This is a genomic window from Pseudomonas tumuqii (assembly GCF_013184545.1).
GTDB classification, from domain to species: Bacteria; Pseudomonadota; Gammaproteobacteria; order Pseudomonadales; family Pseudomonadaceae; genus Aquipseudomonas; species Aquipseudomonas tumuqii.
The window spans coordinates 1-25685 of the sequence record NZ_JAAOJA010000009.1 but is presented as its reverse complement, the minus strand read 5'-3'; the positions used below and the strand labels follow the sequence as shown (position 1 = coordinate 25685).

The following is a 25685-nucleotide window of genomic DNA, read 5'->3' as shown; positions in this document are numbered from 1 at the left end:
GATCACTTACCTGCCTGCTGATTGAGCACAGTCTTCACACGAGCAATGTCGCGCTTAACTTGCGAGAGCAGGTGAGACTGCCCCAACTGGCCAGTTGCTTTCTGCATACGCAGATTGAACTGGTCGCGCAGCAGGCCGAGCAGTTGCTCGTTCAGCTGCTGTGCTGATTTTTCACGAAGTTCATTCGCCTTCATCACATCACCGTCCGCTTAACAAAAGTGGTGGCGAGCGGCAGCTTTGCAGCAGCCAGGGCGAAAGCCTCACGCGCCAACTCTTCGGAAACGCCTTCGATTTCATACAGGACTTTGCCTGGCTGAATCTGGGCTACCCAATACTCGACGCTACCCTTCCCTTTACCCATCCGCACTTCGAGAGGCTTCTTGGTAACAGGCTTGTCAGGGAACACGCGAATCCAGATTTTCCCGCCACGCTTAACGTGACGAGTCAGAGCACGACGAGCGGACTCGATCTGACGGGCGGTGAGACGACCGCGGGCAACAGACTTCAGCGCGAATTCGCCGAAGCTGACTTTGCTACCGCGCTGAGCCAGGCCACGGTTGTGGCCGGTCATCTGCTTACGGAACTTCGTACGCTTTGGTTGCAACATTTGGCGTACCCCTTACTTAGCAGCTTTTTTACGAGGCGCAGGTGCCTGCGGTTTCAGTTCTTCCTGGCGACCACCAATTACTTCGCCTTTGAAGATCCAAACCTTGACACCGATCACACCATAAGTGGTGTGCGCTTCGTACGTGGCATAGTCGATATCGGCACGCAGGGTGTGCAACGGCACACGACCTTCGCGATACCATTCGGTACGGGCAATTTCAGCACCGCCGAGACGACCGCTCACTTGGATTTTGATGCCCTTGGCACCAATGCGCATGGCGTTCTGTACAGCGCGCTTCATAGCGCGACGGAACATCACACGACGCTCCAGCTGCTGAGCTACGCTCTGCGCAACCAGCATACCGTCGAGCTCCGGCTTGCGGATTTCTTCGATATTGATGTGCACAGGCACACCCATTTGCTTGGTCAGGTCCTGACGCAGCTTCTCAACATCTTCACCTTTCTTGCCGATCACGATACCGGGACGGGCGGTGTGGATGGTGATGCGTGCAGTCTGAGCCGGACGATGGATATCGATACGGCTTACGGACGCGCTTTTTAGTTTGTCTTGGAGGTATTCGCGCACCTTCAGATCAGCGAACAAATAGTCCGCATAAGTCCGACCGTCTGCGTACCAGACGGAGGTGTGCTCCTTGACGATTCCCAGGCGAATGCCAATGGGATGTACTTTCTGACCCATCTGATCGACTCCGTTACTTGTCCGCAACCTTGACAGTGATATGGCAAGACCGCTTGACGATGCGATCAGCGCGGCCTTTGGCACGCGGCATGATTCGCTTCAGCGAACGCCCTTCGTTGACGAAAACGGTGCTGACCTTGAGGTCATCAACATCTGCGCCTTCGTTATGCTCGGCGTTGGCTACAGCCGACTCCAGCACTTTCTTGATGATATCGGCGGCTTTTTTACTGCTAAAAGCCAACAGATTGAGCGCTTCGCCCACCTTCTTCCCGCGGATCTGGTCGGCGACCAAGCGGGCTTTCTGGGCGGAGATTCGAGCGCCCGACAACTTAGCGGCTACTTCCATTTCCTAACCCCTTAACGCTTGGCTTTCTTGTCTGCTACGTGCCCACGATAAGTGCGGGTACCAGCAAACTCGCCGAGTTTGTGGCCGACCATGTCTTCGTTCACGAGAACTGGAACATGTTGACGACCGTTATGCACAGCAATGGTCAGACCGACCATTTGCGGCAGGATCATGGAACGGCGCGACCAGGTTTTCACTGGCTTGCGATCGTTCTTTTCCACCGCCACTTCGATCTTCTTCAGTAGGTGAAGATCGATAAAAGGACCTTTTTTCAGAGAACGTGGCACTGTCGTATCCCTCTATTTACTTGCGACGACGGACGATCATTTTATCGGTGCGCTTGTTACCACGAGTCTTCGCGCCCTTAGTCGGGAAGCCCCATGGAGACACCGGATGACGACCACCAGAGGTACGACCTTCACCACCACCGTGTGGGTGGTCAACCGGGTTCATGGCAACACCACGAACGGTTGGGCGAACGCCACGCCAGCGTTTGGCACCAGCTTTACCCAGCGAACGCAGGCTGTGCTCGGAGTTCGAGACTTCGCCCAGGGTCGCACGGCATTCAGCCAGCACTTTACGCATTTCACCGGAACGCAGACGCAGGGTCACGTAGACACCTTCACGCGCAATCAGCTGAGCCGAAGCACCAGCGGAACGAGCGATCTGGGCACCTTTGCCCGGCTTCAATTCGATACCGTGAACAGTGCTACCAACTGGGATGTTGCGCAGTTGCAGACTGTTGCCCGGCTTGATCGGAGCCATGATACCAGCTACCAGCTGATCGCCAGCACTCACGCCTTTAGGGGCGATGATGTAGCGACGCTCGCCGTCTGCATACATCAGCAAAGCGATGTGTGCGGTACGGTTCGGATCGTATTCAATACGCTCGACAGTGGCTGGAATGCCATCTTTGTCGTTGCGACGGAAATCGACCAGACGGTAATGCTGCTTGTGGCCACCACCGATATGACGGGTAGTGATCCGACCATTGTTGTTACGACCGCCAGTCTTCGACTTCTTCTCGAGCAGCGGAGCGTAAGGAGCGCCTTTATGCAGCTCCTGATTGACCACCTTGACCACAAAACGGCGGCCAGCGGAAGTCGGTTTGCATTTAACGATTGCCATGATGCACCCCTTCCTTACTCAGCACTGCTGGCGAAATCGAGATCTTGGCCTGGCTGAAGGGAGATGATCGCCTTCTTCCAGTCGTTACGCTTGCCCAGACCGCGAGCGGTGCGCTTGCTCTTACCCAGAACATTCTGAGTAGTCACACGCTCAACCTTCACGCTGAACAGGCTTTCGACGGCCTTCTTGATTTCCAGCTTGGTTGCATCGGTTGCAACCTTGAAAACGAACTGGCTTTTCTTATCAGCCAGAAGTGTGGCCTTCTCGGAGACGTGCGGGCCAAGCAGCACTTTAAATACGCGTTCCTGGTTCATCCCAGCAGCTCCTCGAATTTCTTCACGGCAGAAACGGTGACCAGCACCTTTTCGTACGCGATCAGACTGACCGGATCGGAACCCTGCACGTCACGAACATCGACATGCGGCAGGTTGCGGGCAGCCAGGTACAGATTTTCGTCAATAGCATCGGACACGATCAGTACATCGGTCAGACCCATGCCATTCAATTTGTTCAGCAGGTCTTTGGTCTTCGGCGCTTCAACGCTGAAGTCTTCAACCACGACCAAACGATCGGTGCGCACCAGCTCAGCAAGAATCGAACGCAATGCAGCGCGATACATTTTCTTGTTCAGCTTCTGATCGTGATTCTGCGGACGGGCCGCGAAAGTCACACCACCGCCACGCCAGATCGGACCACGAGTGGTACCAGCACGAGCACGACCAGTGCCCTTCTGACGCCATGGGCGCTTACCGCCACCGGAAACGTCGGAACGGGTTTTCTGCTGCTTGCTGCCCTGACGGCCGCCAGCCATGTAGGCCACGACTGCTTGGTGAACCAGGGTCTCGTTGTAATCGCCACCGAAGGTCGCTTCGGACACTTCGATCGCTTGAGCGCCATTTACATTTAATTGCATGTCAGCTTCCCCTTAACCGCGAGCCTTGGCTGCCGGACGAACAACCAGGTTGCCGCCAGTAGCGCCAGGAACGGCACCCTTGACCAACAGCAGGTTGCGTTCAGCGTCGACGCGCACTACTTCCAGGGACTGCACAGTCACGCGCTCAGCACCCATGTGACCGGACATTTTCTTGCCCTTGAAGACGCGACCCGGAGTCTGGCACTGGCCAATGGAACCCGGAACACGGTGGGACACGGAGTTACCGTGAGTGTTGTCTTGGCCGCGGAAGTTCCAACGCTTGATGGTACCGGCAAAGCCTTTACCCTTGGACTGACCGGTGACATCCACCAGTTGACCAGCTTGGAAAATTTCAGCGTTGATCAGATCGCCAGCCTGGTAGTCGCCTTCTTCAAGACGGAACTCCCAAACACCACGACCTGCCGCGACATTCGCCTTGGCGAAATGACCGGCTTGCGCCTTGCTGACACGGGAAGCACGACGCTCACCGACAGTGACTTGCACTGCACGATAGCCATCGGACTCTTCAGTTTTGAACTGAGTGACGCGATTCGGCTCGATCTCAATGACCGTAACCGGAATGGAGACACCTTCTTCGGTGAAAATACGGGTCATACCGCACTTACGACCGACTACACCAATAGTCATGTTGTAACCTCATGAGTGTACGGGGCTTTCACCCGCTATGGCCGCCCATTTCAGAGCGTTACACGACTAAAACCCCAAGGTTTTAGCCGAGGCTGATCTGCACTTCCACGCCAGCCGCAAGATCAAGCTTCATCAACGCATCAACGGTTTTATCCGTCGGCTGGACAATGTCCAGAACGCGCTTATGAGTGCGGATTTCGAACTGATCACGCGCGTCTTTGTTGACGTGCGGTGAAGTCAGAACGGTAAACCGCTCTTTGCGGGTAGGCAGAGGAATCGGACCACGCACCTGAGCACCAGTACGTTTCGCGGTTTCCACGATTTCCTGGGTTGATTGATCGATCAGGCGATGGTCAAAAGCCTTCAACCGAATACGGATTTGTTGGTTTTGCATTTTGACCTCAGATTCCAAGCTGCTATTCCCAACGGGCGCAATACACCCGCTAAAAGGAGGCGCAATTCTATAGACGGCCCCAACGAGTGTCAACCCAATAAAAAAGCCCCCGCAAGCGGGGGCTTTTTTCAGATCAATCGATTACTCGATGATCTTGGCAACCACGCCGGCACCAACGGTACGGCCGCCTTCGCGAATCGCGAAACGCAGACCATCTTCCATGGCGATCGACTTGATCAGGGTAACAACCATTTTCACGTTGTCGCCCGGCATTACCATTTCAACGCCTTCCGGCAGCTCGCAGTTACCAGTTACGTCGGTAGTGCGGAAGTAGAACTGCGGACGGTAGCCTTTGAAGAACGGAGTGTGACGACCGCCTTCTTCTTTGCTCAGTACGTAGACTTCTGCCTCGAACTTGGTGTGCGGCTTAACGCTACCCGGCTTGGCCAGAACCTGACCACGCTCGACGTCGTCACGCTTGGTGCCGCGCAGCAGGATACCGCAGTTCTCGCCAGCACGACCTTCGTCGAGCAGCTTGCGGAACATCTCAACACCGGTACAGATGGTCTTGACGGTAGGACGCAGGCCCACGATCTCGACTTCTTCCTGGATCTTGATGATGCCGCGCTCGATACGACCGGTCACCACAGTGCCGCGACCGGAGATCGAGAACACGTCCTCGACCGGCATCAGGAACGGCTTGTCGATAACACGCACCGGATCCGGAATGTAGGTATCCAGAGTCTCAACCAGCTTGCGCACGGCAGAGGTGCCCATTTCGTTGTCGTCCTGGCCATTCAGAGCCATCAACGCGGAGCCGATCACGATCGGAGTGTCGTCGCCTGGGAAGTCGTAAGCCGACAGCAGGTCACGCACTTCCATCTCGACCAGCTCCAGCAGCTCAGCGTCATCCACCATGTCAGCCTTGTTCAGGAAGACCACGATGTAAGGAACGCCCACCTGACGGGACAGCAGGATGTGCTCGCGAGTCTGCGGCATCGGGCCGTCAGCAGCGGAGCAAACCAGGATCGCGCCATCCATCTGCGCAGCACCGGTGATCATGTTCTTCACATAGTCAGCGTGGCCCGGGCAATCTACGTGAGCGTAGTGACGGATGTTGGAATCGTATTCAACGTGGGAAGTATTGATCGTGATACCACGAGCTTTTTCTTCCGGAGCGCTGTCGATCTGTGCGAAGTCGCGAATGGCGCCACCGAAAGCCTCGGCACACACCTTGGTCAGCGCAGCAGTCAGGGTGGTTTTACCATGATCGACGTGACCGATGGTGCCAACGTTGACGTGCGGTTTGTTACGTTCGAATTTTTCTTTAGCCACGACAGTGAACCTCTTGCCTAAAGGGCTGAATCAGCCTTGTCTTTTAACGATAGCTTCGACGATATTCGACGGAGCCTCGGAGTATTTGGAGAATTCCATGGAGTAGCTCGCGCGACCCTGGGACATGGAGCGAACGTCGGTCGCATAACCGAACATCTCACCCAACGGAACTTCAGCGCGGATCACCTTGCCGGAAACCGTATCTTCCATACCCTGGATCAGACCACGACGACGATTCAGGTCACCCATCACGTCACCCATGTAGTCTTCAGGTGTTACCACTTCGACCTTCATGATCGGCTCAAGCACTACAGCGCCGCCCTTCTGGGACAACTGCTTGGTCGCCATGGAGGCAGCTACCTTGAACGCCATCTCGTTAGAGTCGACGTCATGGTAAGAACCATCAAACACTGTAGCCTTCAGGCCGATGAGCGGATAACCGGCGACAACACCGTTTTTCATCTGCTCTTCGATGCCCTTCTGAATGGCCGGGATGTATTCCTTCGGAATCACACCACCTACCACTTCATTGACGAACTGCAAGCCTTCCTGACCTTCATCGGCAGGAGAGAAACGCACCCAGCAGTGACCGAACTGACCGCGGCCACCGGACTGACGCACGAACTTGCCTTCGATCTCACAGGTCTTGGTGATCTTCTCACGATAAGAAACCTGTGGCTTACCGATGTTGGCCTCGACGTTGAACTCGCGGCGCATACGGTCGACCAGGATGTCCAGGTGCAACTCGCCCATGCCCGAGATAATCGTCTGACCAGTCTCTTCATCAGTCTTGACGCGGAAAGATGGGTCTTCCTGAGCGAGCTTGCCCAGAGCGATACCCATTTTTTCCTGGTCATCCTTGGTCTTCGGCTCAACGGCAACCGAAATTACCGGCTCCGGGAAGTCCATACGAACGAGGATGATCGGCTTTTCCAGAGAGCACAAAGTATCACCAGTGGTGACATCTTTCATGCCGATCAGAGCGGCGATGTCGCCAGCGCGACATTCCTTGATCTCCTCACGGGTGTTGGCGTGCATCTGCACCATACGGCCAACGCGCTCTTTCTTGCCCTTGACCGAGTTCAACACGCCGTCGCCCGAACTCAACACGCCCGAGTAAACGCGTGCGAAAGTCAGAGTACCCACGAATGGGTCGGTGGCAATCTTGAAAGCCAGAGCAGAGAACGGCTCGCTATCATCAGCGTGGCGCTCCATCTCGATGCTTTCGTCATCAACGTCCGAACCCTTGATCGCCGGGATATCAACCGGAGCAGGCAGGTAATCGATAACGGCGTCGAGAACCAGGGGCACGCCCTTGTTCTTGAACGAAGAACCACAAACAGCCAGAACGATTTCGCCGGCGATGGTGCGCTGACGCAGACCCGCCTTGATCTCGGCAATGGTCAGTTCCTCACCCTCGAGGTACTTGTTCATCAGCTCTTCAGTGGCTTCAGCGGCAGCTTCAACCATGTTGCTGCGCCACTCTTCGGCCAAGGCCTGGAGCTCGGCAGGGATTTCCTCCTCACGGAGAGCCATACCCTTGTCGTCGTCGTTCCAGTAGATAGCTTTCATCTTGATCAGATCGATCTGACCCTGAAAGTTATCTTCCGCACCGATGGCAAGCTGAATTGGCACCGGGGTATGACCCAGACGCTGCTTGATCTGACCGATCACGCGCAGGAAGTTGGCACCCGCACGGTCCATCTTGTTGACATAAACCAGACGCGGAACACCGTATTTGTTGGCCTGACGCCATACGGTCTCCGACTGCGGCTCAACACCCGAGGTACCGCAGAACACCACAACCGCGCCATCGAGTACGCGCAGCGAGCGCTCTACTTCAATGGTGAAGTCAACGTGCCCGGGGGTATCGATGATATTGAAGCGATGCTTTTCGAACTGCTTCTCGGAACCCGCCCAGAAGGCGGTGGTGGCCGCGGAGGTGATAGTGATACCACGCTCCTGCTCCTGCGCCATCCAGTCCATGGTCGCGGCGCCATCATGCACCTCGCCCATCTTGTGGTTGACGCCCGTGTAAAACAACACCCGCTCCGTGGTCGTGGTCTTGCCGGCATCAACGTGCGCGACGATACCAATGTTACGGTAGCGGCTAATCGGTGTAGTACGAGCCATAAAGCCCTCGCAAATTTAGAAGCGCAAAAATTAGAAGCGGTAGTGCGAGAAGGCCTTGTTGGCTTCAGCCATGCGGTGCACGTCTTCACGCTTCTTAACTGCTGCACCCTTGCCTTCAGCGGCATCCATCAGCTCGCCAGCCAAGCGCAGAGCCATGGACTTCTCGCCACGCTTGCGGGCGAAATCTACCAGCCAGCGCATGGCAAGCGCGTTACGACGGGACGGACGAACTTCGACCGGAACCTGGTAAGTAGCACCGCCTACACGGCGCGACTTCACTTCGACCAGCGGAGCGATGGCGTCGAGAGCTTTCTCGAAGATTTCCAGGGGATCGCTATTCTTACGCTCTTTAACCTTATCCAGGGCGCCATAAACGATACGCTCGGCAACGGCTTTCTTGCCGCTCTCCATCACGTGGTTCATGAACTTGGCCAGGATTTGGCTACCGTATTTTGGATCGTCAAGCACTTCGCGCTTGGCTGCTACACGACGTCTTGGCATTTGATAAGCCCTCAAACGGTCTTCAGGTTAGCTCGGGACTGCCTCACAAAGATGGCGCCCGACCTTACTCTTATCGACTCAGAAAAATAGAAAACTGCAGTTTCAGCTCAAGCACCGATTACTTCGGACGCTTGGTACCGTACTTCGAACGACCCTGGTTACGACCTTTGACGCCGGAAGTATCCAAGGAGCCGCGAACGGTGTGGTAACGCACACCCGGCAAGTCTTTTACGCGACCGCCGCGGATCAGCACCACGCTGTGCTCTTGCAGGTTGTGGCCTTCACCGCCGATGTACGAGGAAACCTCGAAACCGTTGGTCAGACGCACACGGCAGACTTTACGCAGTGCCGAGTTCGGTTTTTTCGGCGTAGTGGTATACACGCGAGTGCATACGCCACGACGTTGCGGGCAGTTCTGCAGCGCAGGCACGTCGGATTTCTCGACGATACGCTTGCGCGGCTGACGTACCAGCTGGTTGATAGTTGCCATCTACTAGCTCCACTGTTGTCTTTCGACGCTATTTATTTTCAACAAAAGCAATTTGGCAGGGCACGTGCCCTGCCAAATTTAGGGGTGCATGAGTCTAATGAGACTCGCGCGCCCCGTCAAGCTACAGCCCCACTGCCAAGGCAGCAGGGCTGTTCACTCAATTACCGCTGGAGTTCAACGCTTCGGTCAGTGCGGCTTCCACTTCACTGGCGCTGACGCGTACCGGCTTGTCGGCTTCACGCTTGCGCTTGCGCTCGGCGTGATAGGCCAGACCGGTACCGGCCGGGATCAGACGACCCACCACCACGTTCTCTTTCAGGCCGCGCAGGAAGTCGCGCTTGCCGGTAACCGCCGCCTCGGTGAGTACACGGGTCGTCTCCTGGAAGGAAGCCGCCGAGATGAACGACTCGGTGGACAACGACGCCTTGGTGATACCCAGCAGCACGCGGGTGTACTTGGCAACGAACTTGTCGTCTGCGGCCAGACGCTCGTTCTCGCCCAGTACCGCGGTCAGCTCCATCTGATCGCCCTTGATGAAGGTGGAGTCACCCGACTCGGCCACTTCGACCTTGCGCAGCATCTGGCGCAGGATGGTCTCGATGTGCTTGTCGTTGATCTTCACGCCCTGCAAGCGGTAAACGTCCTGAATCTCGTTGACGATGTACTTGGCCAGGGCGCTGACACCCAGCAGACGCAAGATGTCGTGCGGATCGCTCGGACCGTCGGAGATGACTTCACCCTTGTTGACCTGTTCACCTTCGAACACGTTCAGGTGACGCCACTTCGGAATCAGCTCTTCGTACGGTTCGCTGCCATCGTTCGGGGTAATGACCAGACGGCGCTTGCCCTTGGTCTCTTTACCGAAGGCGATGGTGCCGCTGATTTCTGCCAGGATCGAGGCTTCTTTCGGGCGGCGCGCTTCGAACAAGTCGGCAACGCGCGGCAGACCACCGGTAATGTCGCGGGTCTTGGAGGTTTCCTGGGGGATACGGGCGATGACATCACCCACACCGACCTGGACCCCGTTGGCCACACCTACCAGAGCGTTAGCCGGCAGGAAGTACTGGGCCGGTACGTCGGTACCCGGCAGCAACAGATCCTTGCCATCCACACCGACCATCTTCACGGCCGGACGGATGTCCTTGCCGGCAGCCGGACGATCCTTCGGATCGAGGACTTCGATGTTGGTCAGACCGGTCAATTCGTCGGTCTGGCGCTTGATGGTGATGCCTTCTTCCATGCCCACGTAGGTCACGGTACCTTTCATTTCGGTAACGATCGGGTGGGTGTGCGGATCCCACTTGGCGACGATAGCGCCAGCATCGACCTTGTCACCTTCCTTCACCGAAATCACCGCACCGTACGGTAGCTTGTAGCGCTCACGCTCACGACCGAACTCGTCGGCAATCGCCAACTCGCCGGAACGCGATACCGCAACCAGGTTGCCGTCCAGACGCTCGACGTGCTTGAGGTTGTGCAGACGAACCGCACCGCCATTCTTCACTTGTACGCTATCGGCAGCGGAAGTCCGGCTGGCCGCACCACCGATGTGGAACGTACGCATGGTCAGCTGGGTACCCGGCTCACCGATCGACTGGGCAGCGATAACGCCGACCGCTTCACCGATGTTGATCTGGTGACCACGAGCCAGGTCGCGACCGTAGCACTTGGCGCAGATACCGTAGCGGGTTTCGCAGGTGATCGGCGAACGCACGATCACTTCGTCGATGCTGTTCAGCTCGATGAATTCGACCCACTGCTCGTCGACCAGGGTGCCACCCGGCACCAGGAGTTCGTCGCTGCCCGGCTTGAATACGTCCTTGGCAATAACCCGGCCCAGTACGCGCTCACCCAGCGGCTCGACCACATCACCGCCTTCGATGTGCGGCGTCATCAGCAGACCGTGCTCGGTGCCGCAATCGATCGCGGTCACCACCAGATCCTGAGCCACGTCGACCAGGCGACGAGTCAGGTAACCGGAGTTCGCCGTCTTCAATGCGGTATCCGCAAGACCCTTACGTGCACCGTGAGTGGAGATGAAGTACTGCAGAACGCTGAGACCTTCGCGGAAGTTCGCAGTGATCGGCGTTTCGATGATCGAGCCGTCCGGCTTGGCCATCAGACCGCGCATACCGGCGAGCTGGCGGATCTGCGCAGCAGAACCCCGCGCACCGGAGTCGGCCATCATGTACATGGAGTTGAAGGATTCCTGCTCGACTTCATTGCCATGACGGTCGATGACCTTCTCTTTCGAGAGGTTGGCCATCATCGCCTTGGACACTTCGTCGTTGGCCTTGGACCAGAGGTCGATCACCTTGTTGTACTTCTCGCCCTGGGTTACCAGGCCGGAGGCATACTGCGATTCGATCTCCTTCACTTCCTCGGTGGCGGCATCGATGATCCGCGCCTTCTCATCCGGGATCACGAAGTCGTTCACACCGATCGACACACCGGAGATGGTCGAATAGGCGAAACCGGTGTACATCAGCTGGTCGGCGAAGATCACGGTGTCTTTCAAGCCGACCGTGCGGTAGCACTGGTTGATCAGCTTGGAGATCGCCTTCTTCTTCATCGACTGGTTGACCACGTCGTAGGACAGGCCCGCCGGAACCACCTGGAACAACAGCGCGCGGCCGACAGTGGTGTCGACGATGCGGGTGTTCTTGGTGATGCTGCCATCACGATCCTTGATGACTTCGTTGATGCGTACCTTGACCTTGGCATGCAGCGAGGCTTCGCCGGCACGGAACACCCGGTCGACTTCCTGCAGGTCGGCGAACACGCGGCCTTCGCCCTTGGCGTTGATCGCTTCGCGAGTCATGTAGTACAGACCCAAGACCACGTCCTGCGACGGCACGATGATCGGCTCGCCGTTGGCCGGCGAGAGGATGTTGTTGGTCGACATCATCAGCGCACGGGCTTCGAGCTGGGCTTCCAGCGTCAGCGGCACGTGAACGGCCATCTGGTCGCCGTCGAAGTCGGCGTTGTACGCGGCGCAGACCAGCGGGTGCAGCTGGATAGCCTTACCTTCGATCAGAACCGGTTCGAACGCCTGGATGCCCAGACGGTGCAGGGTCGGTGCGCGGTTGAGCAGTACGGGGTGTTCGCGAATCACTTCGGCAAGAACGTCCCACACCTCTGGCAGCTCGCGCTCGACCATCTTCTTGGCGGCCTTGATGGTGGTCGCGAGACCACGCATTTCCAGCTTGCCGAAAATGAACGGCTTGAACAGCTCGAGGGCCATCTTCTTCGGCAGACCGCACTGGTGCAGACGCAGGGTCGGGCCTACGGTAATAACGGAACGACCGGAGTAGTCCACGCGCTTACCGAGCAGGTTCTGACGGAAGCGACCTTGCTTACCCTTGATCATGTCGGCCAGGGACTTCAGCGGACGCTTGTTCGAGCCGGTGATGGCGCGACCGCGACGGCCGTTGTCGAGCAGGGCGTCGACCGCTTCCTGGAGCATGCGCTTTTCGTTGCGCACAATGATGTCCGGTGCTGACAGATCGAGCAGGCGCTTGAGGCGGTTGTTACGGTTGATCACGCGGCGATACAGATCATTGAGATCCGAAGTCGCGAAACGGCCACCGTCGAGCGGAACCAGCGGACGCAGGTCTGGCGGCAGAACCGGCAGAACGGTCAACACCATCCACTCGGGCAGGTTGCCGGAGCCGAGGAAGGCTTCCATCAGCTTCAGGCGCTTGGACAGCTTCTTGATCTTGGTTTCCGAGTTGGTTTGCGGAATCTCTTCGCGCAAACGGCCAATCTCGTGCTCCAGGTCGATCGCGTGCAGCAGTTCGCGAACGGCTTCGGCACCCATGCGGGCGTCGAAGTCGTCACCAAACTCTTCGAGGGCTTCGAAGTACTGTTCGTCGTTCAGCAGCTGGCCTTTCTCAAGGGTGGTCATGCCCGGATCGATCACCACGTAGCTCTCGAAGTAGAGCACGCGTTCGATATCACGCAGGGTCATGTCCATCAGCAAGCCGATACGGCTCGGCAGCGACTTGAGGAACCAGATGTGGGCAACCGGCGAAGCCAGTTCGATGTGCGCCATGCGCTCACGACGGACTTTGGCCAGCGCCACTTCAACGCCGCACTTCTCGCAGATCACGCCGCGATGCTTCAAGCGCTTGTACTTACCGCACAGGCACTCGTAATCCTTTACCGGGCCAAAGATCTTGGCGCAGAACAGGCCGTCGCGCTCAGGCTTGAACGTACGGTAGTTGATGGTTTCCGGCTTTTTAACTTCACCGAACGACCACGAACGGATCATCTCAGGCGAGGCCAATCCGATACGGATGGCGTCGAACTCTTCGACTTGACCCTGGTTTTTCAGCAAATTCAGTAGGTCTTTCAAGGCCTTTCCTCCTGGCGGAGCAGAGAGCGGGCTATGCGGCCCCGCTCTCGATTCGCGTCACGTGTTATTCGGTTTCCAGATCGATGTCGATACCCAGCGAACGGATCTCTTTGATCAGTACGTTGAAGGACTCGGGCATGCCCGGCTCCATACGGTGATCACCGTCCACGATGTTTTTGTACATCTTGGTACGGCCGTTCACGTCGTCCGACTTCACGGTCAGCATTTCCTGCAGGGTGTAGGCGGCGCCGTAGGCTTCCAGTGCCCAGACCTCCATCTCACCGAAGCGCTGACCACCGAACTGCGCCTTACCACCCAGCGGCTGCTGGGTAACCAGGCTGTAGGAACCCGTGGAACGCGCGTGCATCTTGTCGTCCACCAGGTGGTTCAGTTTCAGCATGTACATGTAGCCAACGGTGGTCGGACGCTCGAACTGGTTACCAGTCCGGCCGTCGATCAGACGCATCTGGCCGCTCTCCGGCAGGTCTGCCAGCTTGAGCATGGCCTTGATTTCGCTTTCCTTGGCACCGTCGAACACCGGAGTGGCCATCGGCACGCCGCCGCGCAGGTTCTTCGCCAGGTTGAGGATTTCCTGATCGCTCAGTTCATCCAGATTTTCCTGACGACCACCGATCTCGTTGTAGATCTGCTGCATGAACTTGCGCAGCTCGGAGACCTTGCGCTGCTCTTCGAGCATGCGGTTGATCTTCTCACCCAGCCCTTTGGCCGCGAGGCCCAGGTGGGTTTCGAGGATCTGCCCAACGTTCATCCGTGACGGTACGCCCAGCGGGTTGAGGACGATGTCGACCGGCGTGCCGTTGACGTCGTGCGGCATGTCTTCGACCGGCATGATCACCGAGACCACACCCTTGTTACCGTGACGACCGGCCATCTTGTCGCCCGGCTGGATGCGACGACGGATTGCCAGGTAGACCTTGACGATCTTCAGCACGCCCGGCGCCAGGTCATCGCCCTGTTGCAGCTTGCGCTTCTTGTCTTCGAACTTGTCGTCGAGCAGCTGACGGCGGTCGGAGATGTAGGCCTGGGCCTTTTCCAACTGCTCGTTCAGCGCGTCGTCGGCCATGCGCAGCTTGAACCACTGACCGCGCTCGAGGCCGTCAAGGAACTCGTCGGTGATCTCAGCGCCCTTCTTCAGGCCAGCGCCGCCTTCGGCCTTCTTGCCGACCAGAGCTGCACGCAGACGTTCGAAAGTGGCACCTTCGACAATGCGGAACTCTTCGTTGAGGTCCTTGCGGATCTCGTCGAGCTGGCTCTTCTCGATCGACAGAGCACGAGCATCACGCTCTACGCCGTCGCGGGTGAAGACCTGTACGTCGATAACGGTACCCTTGGTGCCGGTCGGCACGCGCAGGGAGGTGTCCTTAACATCGGACGCCTTCTCACCGAAGATCGCACGCAACAGCTTCTCTTCCGGAGTCAGTTGGGTCTCGCCTTTCGGGGTGACCTTGCCGACCAGGATGTCGCCGGCACCCACTTCGGCACCGACGTAGACGATGCCCGCTTCGTCCAGCTTGTTCAGGGCAGCCTCACCGACGTTCGGGATGTCGGAGCTGATCTCCTCCGGCCCGAGCTTGGTGTCACGCGCCACACAGGTCAGTTCCTGGATGTGGATGGTGGTGAAACGGTCTTCCTGAACCACACGCTCCGAGAGGAGGATGGAGTCTTCGAAGTTGTAACCGTTCCACGGCATGAACGCGACGCGCATGTTCTGACCCAGCGCCAGTTCACCCATGTCGGTGGACGGACCGTCGGCCAGGATGTCGCTGCGCTCGACCTGATCACCCTTGCTCACCAACGGACGCTGATTGATGCAGGTGTTCTGGTTGGAGCGGGTGTACTTGGTCAGGTTATAAATGTCGACACCGGCTTCACCGGTTTCAACTTCGTCATTGTTAACCCGCACCACGATACGGCTGGCGTCGACCGAGTCGATCACCCCGCCGCGACGGGCGACCACGCAAACGCCGGAGTCGCGCGCTACGTTGCGCTCCATACCGGTGCCGACCAGCGGCTTGTCACAACGCAGGGTCGGTACTGCCTGACGCTGCATGTTCGAACCCATCAACGCACGGTTGGCGTCGTCGTGCTCGAGGAACGGAATCAGCGACGCTGCAACCGAAACCACCTGCTTGGGCGAGACGTCCATCAGGGTGACGTCTTCCGGCGCCTTGACGGTGAATTCGTTGAGGTGACGCACGGCCACCAACTCATCGACCAACTGACCTTTCTCGTTCATCGTGGCCGAAGCCTGGGCGATCACGTGATCGGCCTCTTCGATTGCCGAGAGGAAGACGATTTCGTCAGTCACCAGGGTGTCGTTCACTACACGGTACGGGCTCTCGAGGAAACCGTACTGGTTGGTGCGCGCATAGGCCGCCAGGGAGTTGATCAGACCGATGTTCGGACCTTCCGGCGTTTCGATCGGGCACACACGGCCGTAATGGGTCGGGTGTACGTCACGGACTTCGAAGCCGGCACGTTCACGGGTCAGACCGCCCGGGCCAAGAGCCGAAACACGGCGCTTGTGGGTGATCTCGGAAAGCGGGTTGTTCTGGTCCATGAACTGCGAAAGCTGGCTGGAACCGAAGAATTCTTTCACCGCCGCCGCAACCGGCTTGGCGTTGATCAGGTCCTGCGGCATCAGGCCTTCGCTTTCGGCCATCGACAAGCGCTCTTTGACCGCGCGCTCGACGCGTACCAGGCCGACACGGAACTGGTTCTCGGCCATCTCGCCGACGCAGCGAACGCGGCGGTTACCCAGGTGGTCGATGTCGTCGACGATGCCCTTGCCGTTACGGATATCGACCAGGGTCTTGAGGACCGCAACGATATCTTCCTTGCACAACACGCCCGAACCTTCGATTTCGGTACGACCGATACGACGGTTGAACTTCATCCGGCCTACGGCAGAGAGGTCGTAACGCTCAGGACTGAAGAACAGGTTGTTGAACAGGGTCTCGGCGGCATCCTTGGTTGGCGGCTCGCCAGGACGCATCATGCGGTAGATCTCGACCAGCGCTTCCAACTGATTGGTCGTGCTGTCGATCTTCAGGGTGTCGGAGATGAACGGGCCGCAATCAATATCGTTGGTGTACAGCGTTTCGATGCGCACAACCTGAGCCTTGACCACCTTGGCCAGGATCTCGACGTTCAGCTCGGTATTGCACTCGGCGATGATTTCGCCAGTCGACGGATGGACGATGGCCTTGGCACTGGTGCGCCCGATCAGGTAATCGATCGGCACTTCCAGTTCTTTGGTACCGGCCTTGTCTAGCTGATTGATATGGCGCGCGGTAATCCGGCGACCCTGCTCAACGATGATCTTGCCCTTCTCGTCCTTGATGTCGAGAACGGCGATTTCACCACGCAGGCGATGCGGTACCAGTTCCAGGCTGAGGGTTTCGCCCTTCACATGGAATACGTTGGTCGCATAGAAGGCGTCGAGCACCTCTTCAGTGCTGTAACCCAGGGCGCGCAGCAGCACCGAGGCCGGCAGCTTGCGGCGACGGTCGATACGCACGAACACGGCGTCCTTCGGATCGAACTCGAAGTCCAGCCAAGAGCCGCGGTAAGGAATGATCCGCGCGGAGTACAGTAGCTTGCCCGAGCTGTGGGTCTTGCCACGATCGTGATCGAAGAACACGCCTGGGGAGCGATGCAACTGGGAGACAATGACGCGCTCGGTACCGTTGATAACGAAGGTACCGTTCTCGGTCATCAGGGGGATTTCCCCCATGTAAACTTCTTGCTCTTTAATGTCCTTGATCGCTTTGTTCGACGATTCTTTGTCGAAAATGATCAGGCGCACTTTTACCCGCAGCGGCACGGCGAATGTGACGCCGCGCAACACGCACTCTTTTACGTCAAATGCCGGATCGCCCAAGCGATAACCAACGTACTCCAGGGCCGCATTGCCGGAGTAGCTGATGATCGGGAAAACGGACTTGAAGGCCGCATGCAGGCCGATGTCACGAAACTGGTCCTTGGTCGCTCCTGCCTGCAGGAATTCGCGATACGAATCCAGCTGGATGGCCAGGAGATAAGGCACATCCATGACATCCGGCAACTTGCTAAAGTCCTTGCGGATACGTTTTTTCTCAGTATATGAGTAAGCCATCAGCGTTCCCCAGCTTGGTCACCTGCTTATTTGGCCTCTCCGATGGGAGCAGCCAGAAACTCTTGCAAACCCTATGGTTTGCGCCACCGCTCAGGGTGGGTTGTTCCAGTGAAGGCCGACCAATGAATAGCCGACCTACAACGGAAAAAGGCCGGTGGCAAAAGCCACCAGCCATCAGCCTTACGCGAATCGCTCAGGCTGTAGACGCAAGGTCGTCGCTTACTTGAGCTCGACTTTAGCGCCAGCTTCTTCCAGGACTTTGACTGCAGCTGCAGCTTCGTCCTTCGAAACGCCTTCCTTAACAATGCCAGGAGCGCCATCAACCACTGCCTTGGCTTCTTTCAGACCCAGGCCGGTCAGTTCGCGAACAGCCTTGATCACGTTTACTTTCTTCTCGCCAGCTTCCAGCAGCACGACGTTGAATTCGGTTTGCTCTTCAGCTACAGCGGCAACGGCAGCAGCCGGGCCAGCAGCAGCAGCAGCAGTCACACCGAACTTCTCTTCCATTGCCTTGATCAGTTCAACAACCTGCATCACGGACATGTCGGAAACGGCGTTGATGATGTCTTCGTTGGTCAGAGCCATGACTCTAAATTCCTGTATTGGGGGACAGCCTTCGCGGCCATCAAATTAAACAAATAAGATTGAAAGACGACGCAGCCAGCCTTAGGCCGCTGCAGCTTCTTTCTGGTCGCGAACAGCCGCCAAAGTACGAACGAACTTGCTGGTAGCGCCTTGCATCACGCTCATCAGCTGAGAAATCGCTTCGTTGTAAGTCGGCAGAGTTGCCAGTACGTCGATCTGATTGGCTGCGAGGAACTGACCCTCGAACGCAGCTGCCTTGATCTCGAACTTGTCCTGACCCTTGGCGAAATCCTTGAAAATACGAGCAGCAGCGCCCGGATGTTCATTGGAAAATGCAATCAGGGTCGGGCCTTTGAACACGTCGTTGAGCACGTCAAACTGAGTGCCCTCAACGGCGCGGCGCAGCAGGGTGTTACGCACGACTTTCACGTACACACCAGATGCGCGGGCCTCTTTACGGAGTCCGGTCATTGCAGCTACGGTCACGCCACGGGCATCAGCCACGACAGCGGACAGGGCAGCTTTGGCAGCCTCGTTGACTTCAGCGACGATGGCCTTTTTGTCTTCGAGTTTAATTGCCACGGGTTTACTCCTGGATGTTACCGTTTCGTCCAACCGGAGTCGGACGGCGTTTTGGTGTCTGATTCGGTAAGAATCGGGAGCACCATCTGCGTAGGCTGCCGGTGATCACTCGCCGGGTTTAAGGCTTGCGCCACCTACGGTCTTGGATAGCCCCCGCCAGGCAGGGACCCCAATTTTGCAGACTGGCGCAATCACTTGCGCCAGCCGAATTCATTACGCGTCGAGCGAAGCTTGGTCGATAACCAGACCAGGCCCCATGGTGGTGCTCAGGGTCACGCGCTTGACATAGATGCCTTTCGAAGTCGACGGTTTGAGACGCTTCAGATCGGAGATCAGCGCCTCAACGTTTTGCTTCAGTTTCTCGGCGTCGAAGCCAACTTTGCCCACGGAACCATGGATGATACCGTTCTTGTCGGTACGGAAGCGCACCTGACCAGCCTTGGCATTGCGTACGGCAGTGGCAACGTCTGGAGTAACGGTACCGACTTTTGGGTTCGGCATCAGGCCGCGTGGGCCGAGGATCTGACCCAACTGACCGACAACGCGCATGGCATCCGGGGATGCGATAACCACGTCATAGTTCAGATCGCCGCCCTTCATCTCGGCAGCCAGCTCATCCATACCTACGCGGTCAGCGCCGGCAGCCAGAGCCGCTTCAGCAGCCGGACCCTGGGTGAACACGGCAACCCGCACGCTTTTCCCGGAGCCGTTCGGCAGCACGGTAGCGCCACGCACGACCTGGTCGGATTTACGCGGATCGACGCCGAGGTTCACCGCGACATCAACAGATTCGGAGAACTTGACAACCGAAAGCTCAGCCAGCAGAGCGGCAGCCTCGGTGAAGTTGTAGGCTTTGCCCGGCTCAATCTTCGCCGCGATTGCCTTTTGACGCTTGGTCAGCTTAGCCATTACACACCCTCCACGTTGAGGCCCATGCTACGAGCAGAGCCGGCGATAGTACGCACGGCCGCATCCATATCAGCGGAAGTCAGATCGGCCTGCTTGGTCTTGGCGATCTCTTCCAGCTGAGCACGAGTCACAGTGCCAACCTTGACGGTGTTCGGACGAGCCGAACCACTGGTCAAGCCAGCAGCCTTCTTCAGCAGAACCGAAGCCGGGGTGCTTTTGGTTTCAAAGGTAAAGCTGCGGTCGCTGTACACAGTGATGATCACTGGAGTCGGCAGACCGGGCTCCATACCCTGGGTTCTGGCGTTGAACGCCTTGCAGAACTCCATGATGTTCACGCCATGCTGACCCAAAGCCGGGCCTACTGGCGGGCTCGGGTTAGCCTGTGCAGCCTTTACTTGCAGCTTGATATAAGCCGTTATTTTCTTAGCCATGAGCTACTCCAATTACGGGTTCTAGCGCCTTACGGCTCCCCGATGATTTACGCATTTATCCCAGTGACGACAAAACCCCGCAGCTTGCGACTGCGGGGTAAGGGATGCTTGTGTCAGTTATGCCTTCTCGACCTGACTGAACTCCAGCTCGACCGGAGTGGAGCGACCAAAAATAGTCACCGCCACCTGGATACGGCTTTTCTCATAATTAACTTCTTCGACTACGCCACTAAAGTCGGCGAACGGCCCATCAACAACACGGACCATCTCACCCGGCTCAAATAGCGTCTTAGGCTTGGGCTTATCGCCGCTATCAGCCACGCGACGCAAGATGGCCTCGGCCTCCTTGTCAGTAATAGCCGCCGGCTTATCGGCAGTACCACCGATGAAGCCCATGACCCGAGGTGTATCCTTGACCAAGTGCCAAGTGCCCTCGTTCATGTCCATCTGCACCAACACATAGCCAGGGAAAAACTTGCGCTCGCTTTTGCGCTTCTGGCCATTACGCATTTCCACCACTTCTTCAGTAGGGACCAGAATCTCGCCGAAACCATCTTCCATACCGGCGAGTTTTACGCGCTCTATCAACGAGCGCATCACATGCTTCTCGTAACCCGAGTAAGCATGCACAACGTACCAACGCTTAGCCACGGGACACCTTTAACCGACTACAAACGAAACAAGCCAACCGAGCAAGGCATCTAAACCCCACAACAGCAGCGCCATAACCAGAACAACAGCCACGACAATCAACGTAGTCTGCGTGGTTTCCTGGCGGGTTGGCCAAACGACCTTACGAATTTCAATGCGTGCTTCTTTTGCCAGCTCGAAAAAAGCCTGCCCCTTAGTCGTCTGCAGCGCGACAGCGCCAGCAACGACCGCGAGCACAAGCAAGGCCAACACACGGTACAGGATTGGCTCAGCAGAAAAGTACTGATTACCAACCACACCCGCCACCACCAAAGCGGATACCACAACCCACTTCAGCAGATCAAAGCGCGAATCTTTGGCTTCAGCCTTAACAGTCATTTACGAGGATCCTGTGAGAAGACACGCCAAATTCGTTAGAAAATGGCAGGTCAGGAGGGAATCGAACCCCCAACCTGCGGTTTTGGAGACCGCCGCTCTGCCAATTGAGCTACTGACCTAAAACTAAAATCAGGCCGACCATTATGCCGGCCTGACGGGGACAGATCAACCGATTACTCGATGATCTTGGCAACCACACCCGCACCAACGGTACGACCACCTTCGCGAATCGCGAAGCGCAAGCCATCTTCCATGGCAATCGGAGCGATCAAGGTAACAACCATTTTCACGTTGTCGCCCGGCATTACCATTTCAACGCCTTCCGGCAACTCGCAGTTACCAGTTACGTCGGTAGTGCGGAAGTAGAACTGCGGACGGTAGCCCTTGAAGAACGGTGTATGACGACCACCTTCCTCCTTGGACAGCACGTACACCTCTCCCTCGAACTTGGTGTGCGGCTTGATAGTGCCCGGCTTGGCCAGAACCTGACCACGCTCTACGTCGTCGCGCTTGGTACCACGCAGCAGGATACCGCAGTTCTCGCCAGCACGACCTTCGTCGAGCAGCTTGCGGAACATCTCAACGCCGGTACAGATGGTCTTGGTGGTATTACGAATACCAACAATCTCCACCTCTTCCTGGATCTTGATGATGCCGCGCTCGATACGCCCGGTCACCACAGTGCCGCGACCGGAGATCGAGAACACGTCCTCGATAGGCATCAGGAACGGCTTGTCGATCGCACGAACAGGCTCGGGAATGTAGCTATCCAGAGTCTCCACCAGCTTGCGCACGGCAGAGGTGCCCATTTCATTGTCGTCCTGACCATTCAGCGCCATCAGCGCCGAACCGATCACGATCGGAGTGTCGTCGCCCGGGAAGTCGTAAGCTGACAGCAGGTCACGCACTTCCATCTCAACCAGTTCCAGCAGCTCAGCGTCATCCACCATGTCAGCCTTGTTCAGGAAGACCACGATGTAAGGAACACCTACCTGACGGGACAGCAGGATGTGCTCGCGAGTCTGCGGCATCGGGCCGTCAGCAGCAGAGCAAACCAGGATCGCACCATCCATCTGCGCAGCACCGGTGATCATGTTCTTCACATAGTCAGCGTGGCCAGGACAATCAACGTGCGCGTAATGCCGAATAGCGGAATCGTATTCAACATGGGAAGTGTTGATGGTAATACCACGCGCCTTTTCTTCCGGGGCGTTGTCGATCTGGGAGAAGTCACGCGCAGAGCCACCCCAAGTCTCAGCACAGACCTTGGTCAGCGCTGCAGTCAGAGTAGTCTTGCCGTGGTCGACGTGGCCGATAGTGCCTACGTTGACGTGCGGCTTATTACGTTCAAACTTTTCTTTAGCCATCTCGACTGTCTCCAAACGAAGAATTGAGCAAGTCATATCACCATTAAAACAAAGGCAGATACTTTCATATCTGCCTTTGTCGAATGGAGCTCATGAGCGGACTCGAACCGCTGACCTCACCCTTACCAAGGGTGTGCTCTACCAGCTGAGCTACATGAGCGTTACACATTACGCAAACCACAAACATGGAGCGGGTAGCGGGAATCGAACCCGCATCATCAGCTTGGAAGGCTGAGGTTCTACCACTGAACTATACCCGCGGAGCTTGCAGCTCACGCTAAATCTGGTGGAGGGAGAAGGATTCGAACCTTCGAAGTCGATGACGTCAGATTTACAGTCTGATCCCTTTGGCCACTCGGGAATCCCTCCAAAAGGAGGCGGCATTCTCTTTAGATGCCACCCTACTGTCAAGCAATTTCTCATTAAAAACCTGAGGTTAGCTGCACTGACAGCAACTCCGCAGTTTTACCGTTAAAGCCAGCCTGCGAAGCGGGCGCCATTCTATGCAATCTAACGAGAGGTTGCAATGCTTTCGCACGGCATTAATTGATGCTGCAACCCATTGAAGTCAAAAGCCAAACTTTCCAGGAGCGAATCGCTGACCAAACGACGGCTTTCGGGGGCTATGCGCACCCAATAGCTTCGATGAGACCGCGGTAACTCCCTCAGCTCGGCGTCGTAACCAGCGTCATGCAGACGCTGCATCACACCCCTTGCCGAGTCTTCACGCGGAAAGATCCCCAACGATATCCCGTTAGCCAAATCCCCCTGGGTAATGATGTAGCTGTCTATTTTTCGCGCCTGCAACTCTTTCAACTGCCGAAGCGAGGCCTGGCGTGACGCCAGTGGAGGCAAATACACCCAATACTCGACCTCTGCCGCGGCATCCATTGATTGCACGCGCGAACGTATATCGAGACTGAGCAGACGCTGCTCGACCGCTGCAGCAGCAGACTCCAATTCAAAACCACCTAGAAAAAGACAGACAGCCCCAGCGACCGCACGGTGCGCCTGCTCACGTCGCACAGGCTCATCAGACTCACTTAACAGCTGAATATCGCGCTTGCTGTTTTGAGCGAGGGTCAGTGGAGCAACCTCTTTAGCACGCAATGGTGCCTGCTGCTGGTGCCACACGTAATAAAACAGATTCAGTACAATCAACAACAAGAACATCCAACGCATGCATGACCTCAACGCAACGGACAGGCGATTGCCAAGCCGATAAAGACCAGGTCAGGGACTACCCGAGCATCAGGCAACATGTTGACCACTAAAGAAGCATCACCGCCTGTCAGGAAGACCACGAAGCGCCCTCCCCAGTAGTCGCGCGCCATATCCAGCTGAGTACGAACAAACCCTTGCAGCATCAATGAACAACCGCGTTCAACCGCTTCAGCCGTCGAGCGCCCGGGTGCCAAGCTCTGTATCGCTTGCTTAGCAAGCCGATCGTCATAACGCGTTCGCCTGGTGTGGGTGCGCAATTGATTGCGCATCAATGGCACACCAGGACAAATAAAACCGCCAAGGTGCCGACCATCAGCATCAACAAAATCAGAGGTCACAGCAGTACCCAAGTCTAGTACCAAACAAGCCTGCCGAACCTGCTGATATGCCCCCACCAGAGCGAGCCAGCGGTCAAGCCCTAGACGCTCATACTGCTCATACCCATTACGCACACCCGCCAATTCCATAGCCGGATGCGCACAAACGCACTCTATGCCAAATGCCCGCCTCAGGGCATCGACAAGCCGCAGCGTTTCTTCATCCGAGCGCACACTCACCAAACGACAAGCGCGCAGGTTGAGCAATTGCTGCTGAACGGCTTGAACGAGTTCTTCATCGGTGCCAACAACACCGCCACAACCCGCACTCACGCCACCTTCTGTGACGATTCGCCATTTGATAAAGCTGTTTCCACAATCGAGCTCAAGAATCATCATTCAACCTCAAACTGAGCTCTCCACCACTGAAATTTTGCTCTACTCCTGCAACACGCAAGCGAATGGCGCCCGTCTGGTCGACTCCCAACACCACACCCTCAACCGAGCTGGCTCCCGCGGCGAGCGTCACATGACGCCCCTGCCAAAGATGATTTTCTTGCCACTCATCCCTCAAAACGGAAAAACCATGCTTTTGATGCACACCTAGATAGAGCGATAACTGGCGATTGAGCTCGCAAACAAACTCGTTGCGATCCACCAGCCGCCCTAACTCAGCACGCATAGAGGTCCACGGCTGATCGATAGCCCCCCTATCCGCAAGCATGTTCACGTTGACTCCGATACCTATCACGACGTGACATACATCAGCCGGATCGCCAGACAACTCCAGGAGAATACCCGCTATCTTGCGGCCATCGACCAATACGTCGTTAGGCCACTTCAACCCCGCAGTGACCACTCCTGCTATACGCAGCGCACGAAGCAGGGCCAAACCCACAACCAGACTCAACCCCTCGAGCTGACGCATACCGCCATCTACCTGAAGAGCCAGGCTGTAATAGAGGTTCTCACCAAAAGGGCTCACCCAATTGCGCCCCCTGCGTCCACGCCCAGAGGTCTGGCGTTCCGCCAAGACGATAAAAGGGGGCACCAGACCGCCGGCCAAACGTCTTAACGCCTCTGCATTGGTCGAATCCACGGCGGGCAGAATGCTCACTGGCCAGCCTTGAGCAGCCTCATTGACCGCCAGAACGCCCTCATCCAAAAGCACAAGCTGGCTCTCCAGGCAGTAGCCACGTCCGCGAACCCTGTGAACAGGCAATGCCAACTCAGCCTCCAAGGACTGTAATTGCTTCCATATCGCTGAGCGACTGACCCCCAAGGCTGCGCCAAGCGCTTCGCCCGAATGAAAACGCCCGTCTTGAAGCAGCCTTAGTAGTGGCAACATGCTGATCTCACTGAGTTGCAAGGCACGCATGATAACGGCGTGCCTACAGGTTGCCTACTGAGACTGATCGTAGTTTTCGGCGGCACAAAGACAAACCCCCCACCTGCTTACGCAGATGGGGGGTTTGGAATATAAGCTTGACGATGACCTACTCTCACATGGGGAAACCCCACACTACCATCGGCGATGCATCGTTTCACTACT

26 protein-coding genes and 4 tRNA genes are annotated in these 25685 nt (G+C 56.9%); all 30 read right to left on the bottom strand.

Features of this window, described 5'->3' with window-relative positions; all coding sequences use genetic code 11:
- Window positions 1–2 precede the first annotated feature (2 nt).
- The gene (rpmC, locus tag G9C89_RS16455; protein ID WP_002555481.1) at window positions 3–194 is read right to left on the bottom strand and encodes a 50S ribosomal protein L29; all 192 of its coding nucleotides are present in this window, start codon (window positions 192–194) and stop codon (window positions 3–5) included.
- On the bottom strand, window positions 194–607 hold the full coding sequence (gene rplP, locus G9C89_RS16450) for a 50S ribosomal protein L16 (RefSeq protein WP_042552939.1): 414 nt from the start codon (window positions 605–607) through the stop codon (window positions 194–196). Before rplP ends, rpmC begins: the two co-directional genes overlap by 1 nt.
- Window positions 608–619: 12 nt before the next feature.
- Window positions 620–1306, bottom strand: coding sequence for a 30S ribosomal protein S3 (rpsC, locus tag G9C89_RS16445; RefSeq protein ID WP_027982006.1), 687 nt, complete (start codon window positions 1304–1306; stop codon window positions 620–622).
- Window positions 1307–1319: 13 nt separating this feature from the next.
- Window positions 1320–1652 carry a 50S ribosomal protein L22 gene (rplV, locus tag G9C89_RS16440; RefSeq protein ID WP_079204524.1) on the bottom strand — a complete coding sequence of 111 codons (333 nt, stop codon included), beginning with the start codon at window positions 1650–1652 and terminating at the stop codon, window positions 1320–1322.
- An 11-nt stretch (window positions 1653–1663) separates the two neighbouring features.
- A complete protein-coding gene (gene rpsS / locus G9C89_RS16435) occupies window positions 1664–1939 on the bottom strand; it encodes a 30S ribosomal protein S19 (RefSeq protein WP_010486981.1) in 276 nt (91 codons plus the stop codon).
- Window positions 1940–1955: 16 nt separating this feature from the next.
- The gene (gene rplB, locus G9C89_RS16430) at window positions 1956–2780 is read right to left on the bottom strand and encodes a 50S ribosomal protein L2 (RefSeq protein ID WP_172149921.1); all 825 of its coding nucleotides are present in this window, start codon (window positions 2778–2780) and stop codon (window positions 1956–1958) included.
- A 14-nt stretch (window positions 2781–2794) separates the two neighbouring features.
- Entirely contained in the window at window positions 2795–3094 is a 300-nt protein-coding gene (rplW, locus tag G9C89_RS16425) for a 50S ribosomal protein L23 (protein WP_172149919.1), read from the bottom strand.
- A complete protein-coding gene (gene rplD / locus G9C89_RS16420; protein ID WP_172149917.1) occupies window positions 3091–3693 on the bottom strand; it encodes a 50S ribosomal protein L4 in 603 nt (200 codons plus the stop codon). The genes rplW and rplD overlap by 4 nt, the downstream gene beginning before the upstream one ends.
- Window positions 3694–3705: 12 nt before the next feature.
- On the bottom strand, window positions 3706–4341 hold the full coding sequence (gene rplC / locus G9C89_RS16415; protein ID WP_079204520.1) for a 50S ribosomal protein L3: 636 nt from the start codon (window positions 4339–4341) through the stop codon (window positions 3706–3708).
- A gap of 82 nt (window positions 4342–4423) precedes the next feature.
- Window positions 4424–4735, bottom strand: a complete 312-nt coding sequence (rpsJ, locus tag G9C89_RS16410; protein WP_010486970.1) for a 30S ribosomal protein S10 — start codon at window positions 4733–4735, stop codon at window positions 4424–4426.
- Between the two features lie 141 nt (window positions 4736–4876).
- Window positions 4877–6070 (bottom strand): elongation factor Tu, encoded by a 1194-nt coding sequence (tuf, locus tag G9C89_RS16405; protein WP_172149915.1) that lies wholly within the window; start codon window positions 6068–6070, stop codon window positions 4877–4879.
- A gap of 30 nt (window positions 6071–6100) precedes the next feature.
- Window positions 6101–8203: an elongation factor G gene (fusA, locus tag G9C89_RS16400; RefSeq protein WP_172149913.1), complete on the bottom strand. Its 2103-nt coding sequence runs from the start codon at window positions 8201–8203 to the stop codon at window positions 6101–6103.
- A 30-nt stretch (window positions 8204–8233) separates the two neighbouring features.
- Complete coding sequence (rpsG, locus tag G9C89_RS16395) at window positions 8234–8704, bottom strand: 30S ribosomal protein S7 (protein ID WP_172149911.1); 471 nt, start codon at window positions 8702–8704, stop codon at window positions 8234–8236.
- A gap of 118 nt (window positions 8705–8822) precedes the next feature.
- Window positions 8823–9194 (bottom strand): 30S ribosomal protein S12, encoded by a 372-nt coding sequence (gene rpsL / locus G9C89_RS16390; RefSeq protein WP_003186084.1) that lies wholly within the window; start codon window positions 9192–9194, stop codon window positions 8823–8825.
- A gap of 157 nt (window positions 9195–9351) precedes the next feature.
- Window positions 9352–13551 carry a DNA-directed RNA polymerase subunit beta' gene (rpoC, locus tag G9C89_RS16385; protein WP_172149904.1) on the bottom strand — a complete coding sequence of 1400 codons (4200 nt, stop codon included), beginning with the start codon at window positions 13549–13551 and terminating at the stop codon, window positions 9352–9354.
- A gap of 64 nt (window positions 13552–13615) precedes the next feature.
- A complete protein-coding gene (gene rpoB, locus G9C89_RS16380; RefSeq protein ID WP_172149902.1) occupies window positions 13616–17689 on the bottom strand; it encodes a DNA-directed RNA polymerase subunit beta in 4074 nt (1357 codons plus the stop codon).
- Window positions 17690–17908: 219 nt separating this feature from the next.
- Window positions 17909–18274, bottom strand: coding sequence for a 50S ribosomal protein L7/L12 (gene rplL, locus G9C89_RS16375; RefSeq protein ID WP_172149900.1), 366 nt, complete (start codon window positions 18272–18274; stop codon window positions 17909–17911).
- Window positions 18275–18355: 81 nt separating this feature from the next.
- Window positions 18356–18856, bottom strand: coding sequence for a 50S ribosomal protein L10 (gene rplJ / locus G9C89_RS16370; protein WP_172149898.1), 501 nt, complete (start codon window positions 18854–18856; stop codon window positions 18356–18358).
- Window positions 18857–19069: 213 nt separating this feature from the next.
- A complete protein-coding gene (gene rplA / locus G9C89_RS16365) occupies window positions 19070–19765 on the bottom strand; it encodes a 50S ribosomal protein L1 (RefSeq protein ID WP_172149896.1) in 696 nt (231 codons plus the stop codon).
- Complete coding sequence (rplK, locus tag G9C89_RS16360) at window positions 19765–20196, bottom strand: 50S ribosomal protein L11 (protein ID WP_090505833.1); 432 nt, start codon at window positions 20194–20196, stop codon at window positions 19765–19767. The genes rplA and rplK overlap by 1 nt, the downstream gene beginning before the upstream one ends.
- Window positions 20197–20313: 117 nt before the next feature.
- Complete coding sequence (gene nusG / locus G9C89_RS16355) at window positions 20314–20847, bottom strand: transcription termination/antitermination protein NusG (RefSeq protein ID WP_090505835.1); 534 nt, start codon at window positions 20845–20847, stop codon at window positions 20314–20316.
- Window positions 20848–20856: 9 nt separating this feature from the next.
- Window positions 20857–21225: a preprotein translocase subunit SecE gene (gene secE, locus G9C89_RS16350; protein WP_172149893.1), complete on the bottom strand. Its 369-nt coding sequence runs from the start codon at window positions 21223–21225 to the stop codon at window positions 20857–20859.
- A gap of 43 nt (window positions 21226–21268) precedes the next feature.
- Window positions 21269–21344: transfer RNA gene (locus G9C89_RS16345), tRNA-Trp, on the bottom strand.
- Between the two features lie 54 nt (window positions 21345–21398).
- Window positions 21399–22592, bottom strand: coding sequence for an elongation factor Tu (tuf, locus tag G9C89_RS16340; protein ID WP_172149890.1), 1194 nt, complete (start codon window positions 22590–22592; stop codon window positions 21399–21401).
- A gap of 84 nt (window positions 22593–22676) precedes the next feature.
- Window positions 22677–22752, bottom strand: a tRNA-Thr gene (locus G9C89_RS16335).
- A 26-nt stretch (window positions 22753–22778) separates the two neighbouring features.
- Window positions 22779–22852, bottom strand: a tRNA-Gly gene (locus G9C89_RS16330).
- 24 nt (window positions 22853–22876) lie between these two features.
- Window positions 22877–22961: transfer RNA gene (locus G9C89_RS16325), tRNA-Tyr, on the bottom strand.
- Window positions 22962–23102: 141 nt separating this feature from the next.
- Window positions 23103–23774 (bottom strand): SPOR domain-containing protein, encoded by a 672-nt coding sequence (locus G9C89_RS16320; RefSeq protein ID WP_172149888.1) that lies wholly within the window; start codon window positions 23772–23774, stop codon window positions 23103–23105.
- A gap of 8 nt (window positions 23775–23782) precedes the next feature.
- Complete coding sequence (locus G9C89_RS16315; RefSeq protein ID WP_172150340.1) at window positions 23783–24529, bottom strand: pantothenate kinase; 747 nt, start codon at window positions 24527–24529, stop codon at window positions 23783–23785.
- Window positions 24519–25481: a bifunctional biotin--[acetyl-CoA-carboxylase] ligase/biotin operon repressor BirA gene (gene birA / locus G9C89_RS16310; protein WP_172150342.1), complete on the bottom strand. Its 963-nt coding sequence runs from the start codon at window positions 25479–25481 to the stop codon at window positions 24519–24521. The genes G9C89_RS16315 and birA overlap by 11 nt, the downstream gene beginning before the upstream one ends.
- Window positions 25482–25685 lie beyond the last annotated feature (204 nt).

Coding starts and splice junctions, on each gene's coding strand:
- rpsL (WP_003186084.1), bottom strand. CDS start 9,194: ATGGCAACTATCAACCAGCTGGTACGTCAGCCGCGCAAGCGTATCGTC.
- birA (WP_172150342.1), bottom strand. CDS start 25,481: ATGTTGCCACTACTAAGGCTGCTTCAAGACGGGCGTTTTCATTCGGGC.
- rplK (WP_090505833.1), bottom strand. CDS start 20,196: ATGGCTAAGAAAATAACGGCTTATATCAAGCTGCAAGTAAAGGCTGCA.
- rpoB (WP_172149902.1), bottom strand. CDS start 17,689: ATGGCTTACTCATATACTGAGAAAAAACGTATCCGCAAGGACTTTAGC.
- rpsJ (WP_010486970.1), bottom strand. CDS start 4,735: ATGCAAAACCAACAAATCCGTATTCGGTTGAAGGCTTTTGACCATCGC.
- G9C89_RS16320 (WP_172149888.1), bottom strand. CDS start 23,774: ATGCGTTGGATGTTCTTGTTGTTGATTGTACTGAATCTGTTTTATTAC.
- rplC (WP_079204520.1), bottom strand. CDS start 4,341: ATGACTATTGGTGTAGTCGGTCGTAAGTGCGGTATGACCCGTATTTTC.
- secE (WP_172149893.1), bottom strand. CDS start 21,225: ATGACTGTTAAGGCTGAAGCCAAAGATTCGCGCTTTGATCTGCTGAAG.
- rplB (WP_172149921.1), bottom strand. CDS start 2,780: ATGGCAATCGTTAAATGCAAACCGACTTCCGCTGGCCGCCGTTTTGTG.
- tuf (WP_172149890.1), bottom strand. CDS start 22,592: ATGGCTAAAGAAAAGTTTGAACGTAATAAGCCGCACGTCAACGTAGGC.
- rplV (WP_079204524.1), bottom strand. CDS start 1,652: ATGGAAGTAGCCGCTAAGTTGTCGGGCGCTCGAATCTCCGCCCAGAAA.
- rplW (WP_172149919.1), bottom strand. CDS start 3,094: ATGAACCAGGAACGCGTATTTAAAGTGCTGCTTGGCCCGCACGTCTCC.
- G9C89_RS16315 (WP_172150340.1), bottom strand. CDS start 24,529: ATGATTCTTGAGCTCGATTGTGGAAACAGCTTTATCAAATGGCGAATC.
- rpsC (WP_027982006.1), bottom strand. CDS start 1,306: ATGGGTCAGAAAGTACATCCCATTGGCATTCGCCTGGGAATCGTCAAG.
- rpsG (WP_172149911.1), bottom strand. CDS start 8,704: ATGCCAAGACGTCGTGTAGCAGCCAAGCGCGAAGTGCTTGACGATCCA.
- rplD (WP_172149917.1), bottom strand. CDS start 3,693: ATGCAATTAAATGTAAATGGCGCTCAAGCGATCGAAGTGTCCGAAGCG.
- rplL (WP_172149900.1), bottom strand. CDS start 18,274: ATGGCTCTGACCAACGAAGACATCATCAACGCCGTTTCCGACATGTCC.
- rplP (WP_042552939.1), bottom strand. CDS start 607: ATGTTGCAACCAAAGCGTACGAAGTTCCGTAAGCAGATGACCGGCCAC.
- fusA (WP_172149913.1), bottom strand. CDS start 8,203: ATGGCTCGTACTACACCGATTAGCCGCTACCGTAACATTGGTATCGTC.
- rpmC (WP_002555481.1), bottom strand. CDS start 194: ATGAAGGCGAATGAACTTCGTGAAAAATCAGCACAGCAGCTGAACGAG.
- rplA (WP_172149896.1), bottom strand. CDS start 19,765: ATGGCTAAGCTGACCAAGCGTCAAAAGGCAATCGCGGCGAAGATTGAG.